The organism is Candidatus Poribacteria bacterium, assembly GCA_021295715.1.
GTDB lineage: Bacteria > Poribacteria > WGA-4E > WGA-4E > WGA-3G > WGA-3G.
The window spans coordinates 1,418-6,563 of sequence record JAGWBV010000146.1 but is presented as its reverse complement, the minus strand read 5'-3'; the positions used below and the strand labels follow the sequence as shown (position 1 = coordinate 6,563).

The 5,146-nt window shown below is 48.5% G+C and carries 5 protein-coding genes; 2 read left to right on the top strand and 3 right to left on the bottom strand.

Translation table 11 applies throughout. From position 1 onward, the window contains the following. Positions 1–453: 453 nt before the first annotated feature. Positions 454–1,209, top strand: coding sequence for a hypothetical protein (locus J4G07_21930; protein MCE2416644.1), 756 nt, complete (start codon positions 454–456; stop codon positions 1,207–1,209). Here J4G07_21930 and J4G07_21925 read toward each other — a convergent pair. After that, on the bottom strand, positions 1,206–2,027 hold the full coding sequence (locus J4G07_21925) for a hypothetical protein (GenBank protein ID MCE2416643.1): 822 nt from the start codon (positions 2,025–2,027) through the stop codon (positions 1,206–1,208). The genes J4G07_21930 and J4G07_21925 overlap by 4 nt on opposite strands. Before the next feature lie 229 nt (positions 2,028–2,256). On the opposite strand from J4G07_21925, the gene mtnP reads away from it, so the two are divergent. After that, positions 2,257–3,114: an S-methyl-5'-thioadenosine phosphorylase gene (gene mtnP, locus J4G07_21920; GenBank protein ID MCE2416642.1), complete on the top strand. Its 858-nt coding sequence runs from the start codon at positions 2,257–2,259 to the stop codon at positions 3,112–3,114. Here mtnP and J4G07_21915 read toward each other — a convergent pair. Together J4G07_21915 and argS are read right to left on the bottom strand one after the other, a co-directional pair. Then, positions 3,082–4,461: an aminotransferase class III-fold pyridoxal phosphate-dependent enzyme gene (locus tag J4G07_21915; GenBank protein ID MCE2416641.1), complete on the bottom strand. Its 1,380-nt coding sequence runs from the start codon at positions 4,459–4,461 to the stop codon at positions 3,082–3,084. The genes mtnP and J4G07_21915 overlap by 33 nt on opposite strands. Before the next feature lie 79 nt (positions 4,462–4,540). Continuing rightward, positions 4,541–5,146: arginine--tRNA ligase (argS, locus tag J4G07_21910; GenBank protein ID MCE2416640.1), on the bottom strand; the 606-nt coding region annotated here is incomplete at its 5' end.

Sequence of the window (5,146 nt, the reverse complement as noted above, 5' to 3'; positions counted from 1 at the left end):
TCCAGGGAAACCCCCCTCCTATACTCGGTTTCCCTCTGCTGCTTTCATAGAAGAGTGATCGGTCGTGTGCTGTAGGGCGGGTCCCTGTGCTTCTTCATCGTTCATAAATGCATGAAGATGGATGGCATAGGGACTTGCCCCTACATACACCACCCGACATCATATCTTCGCAGGCTCGTCTACATCTACCCCTGTCTCTATGATGGAACACGGCTATGCAGAACATATTGGAAAACACGAGTAACACGACTTCCGTGCCGCAGCAGTCTGGATTTATCTCAACGATATTCCGAGGTGATGTTACCCGTCATCATTGTCAGCTTTGCCTTCTACAGTGCCTTGTTTCTGTTTTCTAAATTATGGATTTCAGAGGCACAATGGACTTTTAGCACATCAGGAGAAATCACGGTATTTAGTGGATCAACAGAAACTAATCAGTCTTCCTCGAAACCAATGGGTGTAAAGACAACTGTTGGCTTCAATGGATCTACCTTTGGCATCGGTTTTCTATGGTTTGCAATGTGTCCACTGGCTTTTATCATAGTCCATCAATACCGTGGCACAAATGCTACTTCAGGCGAGGCATGGCGACATACACGTCGCAAGATCGTATCTATTTTGGGGATATGGGTCTTATTCGGGCTACTCGTTACAATGGCATTTTTTACCATTGTCATACCTATCTTGACCGGATTCTCTCAAGTTTTGATACCGTATGTACCGGTAGCACCTTCTACGCCGATTCTGTTGCTGATGATCGTTGGTATTCCCGCGGTTTATTTTCTGGTAAAATGGAGCCTCTACAACCAAGGGATCATTATTGAGAATCTATCGTGGATCGCTGCGCTGCGCCGCAGTAGTGAACTCGTGCGCGGGAAATGGAAGCAGTTTTTCGGTATGTACCTGTTGCTTGTTTGGGGAACAATGGTGTTTACCACCGCGGTTCTCGGTTTAACGTTGCTACTGTTTTCTGTCGTTACCCCTGAATTTGTGCCCTTACGTGAGATACTACTATCAGAGAAATTCTTCGATCTCTTTTTTGGCACTCAGGTCCAAATAACCTTACAGCATTCCCCTGTTTGGGCAATCGCGGTGATGGTCGTTGTAAACATATTGATAGACGCGATAATCGCACCAATCTGGGCGCTCCTGACAACACATCTCTACATGGAACGGACAGAAATTGAGCAGAACGCTGTCGCGCATTAGATAAACAGTTGGACGCGAGAACGGTCACCCGGGGGTAAGTGCTTGAAAACCTTTTGTCGGATAAGCTCGGGTGTATAACGACGGGAGAAGTGGATTAGGACGATATGTTCGCTCTCAACCTCTGCCAACATCGAGGGTAACATCTCAAGATGTAGATGCATTGTCCGCTTCGCACGTACTCGATGCTCCGGTAAGATGAATGTGCATTCGCAAATCAAGACTTTGCACTGCTTGAGTAATGGATGTGCGTCAAGAGGGACACTTCGTGTATCTCCTAAGTAGGCGATTAAGGGCAATTGCACCTCTGTCGTTATCTCGACTCCTGAACGTTTCAGTTCTGCGATGTCACGCCCTGACAAATGCTGAAACTCGGGTTTCAGTTTCTTGCGCACCTCACAAATCAGATAAGAAACAGCGGGGACGCTGTGGTCGCTTGGCAAAATGTGTGCCACTAAATTTTGGCGAAACGGAATCTCATCACCCACCCGAACCGGCGTGATTTGATACGCCCAACTCTTGCCGGTATCCAACGCCGAGATCCTATCAAGAATGTGCATCAGTTGCTTAGACCCACTCCAAGGGACGTAGATGTTCCCCGGCGGTATGCCTGCAAGCCAGCGTTGACTGATGTAGATAGGCAATCCAAAGTAGTGATCGAGGTGGAAATGGGAAATAAAAACGTTGCCGATGCCGATAAAATTCATCGGACATCTACCTAAATCGAAAACGAGGTCCAGTTCTCTTACACGAATGTAAGTCGCAACGGCGGAACTGGATTTTCCCTCAAGTGTTAAATTACCACAATGCAATAGTGCCATTTTTTTAACTATGATCTCCTGGACTGCGCTCCATAAGTAAAGCAAAGACAAATTATGCCCTGTATGTCTAAAGCGGGCATAATTTCATTCCGCGCAGGTTCTTGATATAATACCAAACCCGTAGTCCGAAACAAAGTGGAAGGGTTTTGCTTGGGCATTTCCCCTAACTCTATAAGAAGGCACATCAAGTATAAAACCTACTTGATAACTCCGCAAGGAATAATTATAAATGCGTATCGGAATTATTGGTGGCAGCGGTTTTTACCAGATGGAAGGCTTAACAGACATCGAAGAAATCACGGTCGAAACCCCGTTCGGTAAACCGAGCGATGCTCTTATTCTGGGTGACCTTGATGGGAAGCCCGTCGTTTTTCTACCGAGGCACGGCACTGGCCATCGGATACTTCCTTCTGAGATTAATGTCCGCGCGAATATTTATGCTTTAAAAGCGTTAGGCGTAGAATGGCTGATTTCTGTGAGTGCCGTCGGAAGCTTACGACAAGATATTGAACCCCGCCATTTCGTTATACCAGACCAACTCTACGACCACACAAAGGATCGAAAATCAACATTTTTCGGTGACGGTATCGCTGCCCATGTCAGCTTGGCACATCCTTTCTGTTCACACCTCAGTTCCTTTCTGTCAGCAGCGGCTACGGAAGCCAGCACAGCGGTTCACAACGGCGGCACCTATATCTGTATGGAAGGCCCGGCGTTTTCTACACAAGCGGAGTCTGAACTTTACCGGCACTTCGGATTTGACATTATCGGAATGACCGCGGCACCGGAAGCGAAACTCGCTCGCGAGGCTGAAATCTGCTATGCTGTCCTCGCCTGCTCTACCGATTACGATTGTTGGCACCCTGAACACGATAACGTGACAACCGAGATGATTCTTGATAACGTCCGTTTCAATGTTGAGGCATCTAAAAAGACAGTAAGAGCAGCTGTTGGTAAAATCCCTGAAGGTCAACGGACATGTGCCTGTTCAACCGCCCTGCAATTCGCGATCGCTACCCATCCCGACAAGATTCCAACGGCGAAACGGCACGAATTAAAACTCCTTTTGGATAAGTACTTGACGTAACGTCTCAAAAATTCTGTCCGCCTCTGCTTCTGTGAGAATCAGTGGGGGTGCGATGTAAATGATGTTTTCCGGTTCATCGACAGCATGCCCAATTTTCCCGACGATGATTCCGCCTGTATCGAAGTCTCGCAATTGCCCCACGATTTGGTTGGTTGTCGCCGTATCGAGATGCGTGCCATCGGCTTGAACGAGTTCCACCGCTATCATCAATCCTTTGCCACGGACATCACCGACAATGGGTAAGTCACACAACGTTTCTAATTTCGAGAGCAGATGTGCCCCTACCTTTTCCGAATTTTCCCAGAGGCGTTCCCTTTGAAGAATTTCGAGGTTCGCGATACCAGCGGCACATGCGACTGGATGTCCGCCGTAGGTGCAGACTTGGGCGAATTCTTTGTTTTCATCGGCTTCACCGAGGAATGCCTCGAAAACCTCCGTTGAGGCGACACATGCACCGAGTGGTAGATAACCGCTCGTGAGACCCTTTGCGAGCGTAATCAGGTCGGGCTGCACATCCCAATGCTCACAGGCAAACATCTTGCCCGTGCGTCCAAACCCAGTAATTACCTCATCAAGAATAAGGAGCAAACCGTAATCGTCACAGATTTGTCTCAACTTCGGGAAATATTCATCTGGCGGGACGATCACGCCGCCACCACCGATGATAGGCTCAGCAATGACCCCGATCACGGTTTCGGGTCCCTCCGACTGAATTATTCGTTCAATTTCATCAGCGCATGCGATACCGCAAGAAGAAACGTCTAAGCCAAGAGGACACCGGTAGCAGTAAGGTGGATGCGCATGCGGGAAACCTGGAACGAGCGGCTCAAAAGCTTTCCGTCTGCGTGCCTGTCCTGTTGCTGACAGGGCACCATACGTAAATCCGTGATAACCGCGATACCGACTGATGATCTTGTAGCGATTTTCACCCGGATAGGTTTGCCTGCCGAACTGCCGTGCCATTTTGATGGCGGTTTCATTTGCCTCCGAACCGCTGTTGGAGAAAAAGACATGGTTCAAATCACCCGGAAGACATGCAGCGAGACGCTCTGCTAATACCGTGGCAGGGACGTTAATCTGCGAGTGCGGGTAGTAAGGCAACTGCTGTATCTGTGCATAGACGGCATCTGCAATCTCCTGTCTACCATAACCGACATTGACGTTCCAGAGTGCCGAGTATGCATCTAAGTACTCACGACCTTCTGCATCTACAAGCGTTGTCCCGTGCGCCGATTCAAAAACGGCTAACGATGTTTCTTCAAGGCGTTGATGCTGAAACAGAGGGTGCCACACATGCGCCTTATCGGTTTTCCTATAATCTATCGTCATATTTTTTCCTATTGTCATTGGCTATTGTTCAAAAACACCTCTTTGCTGATTGCGACGCAAGCCGCGTGTGGGCTTGCGGGACAATGCCGATAGCTAACTACATAGATGTCGGGGCAGAAATACCCAGCAACGTCAAGCCATTTCTCAACACTCTTTGCACGCTCTGTATCAGAATGAGCCGTGCGTGCGTCTTTTCCATGTCTGCAGGATCAAGTACTCGGTGTTGGTTGTAGTACGGATGAAAAATTCCTGCGAGTTCGTGTAGGTAATGCACAACACGATGCGCTTCCCGTGCCTCTGCGCTCAAAAGCACAGTTGATGGGAATTCGGCTAATTTTCTGATCAATTCATGTTCCATTGGCTCTGTGAGCTGGTTGAGAGAGACTGCCTCAATAGGTTTAGGGGTAATTCCTTGCTCATCTCCCTGCTCGAAGATGCTACAGCACCGTGCGTGGGCATACTGGATGTAGAAGACGGGATTCTCGCTGGCGTGTGTAACTGCCAATTCCATATTGAAATCGAGATGCGTATTGTTGGCACGCATGAGAAAGAAATAGCGAGCAACATCCACCGCAAACTGTTCGCCGACAGTCTCTGCGAGTTCGTCAATAAGGGAATCGAGGGTGCGAAACTGTCCACGGCGTTTCGACATGTCTTCCCGTTTACCTTCTGCATCGACGAGGTTCACCTGTTGAATGATAGA

Coding starts and splice junctions, on each gene's coding strand:
- J4G07_21930 (MCE2416644.1), top strand. CDS start 454: ATGGGTGTAAAGACAACTGTTGGCTTCAATGGATCTACCTTTGGCATC.
- J4G07_21925 (MCE2416643.1), bottom strand. CDS start 2,027: ATGGCACTATTGCATTGTGGTAATTTAACACTTGAGGGAAAATCCAGT.
- mtnP (MCE2416642.1), top strand. CDS start 2,257: ATGCGTATCGGAATTATTGGTGGCAGCGGTTTTTACCAGATGGAAGGC.
- J4G07_21915 (MCE2416641.1), bottom strand. CDS start 4,461: ATGACAATAGGAAAAAATATGACGATAGATTATAGGAAAACCGATAAG.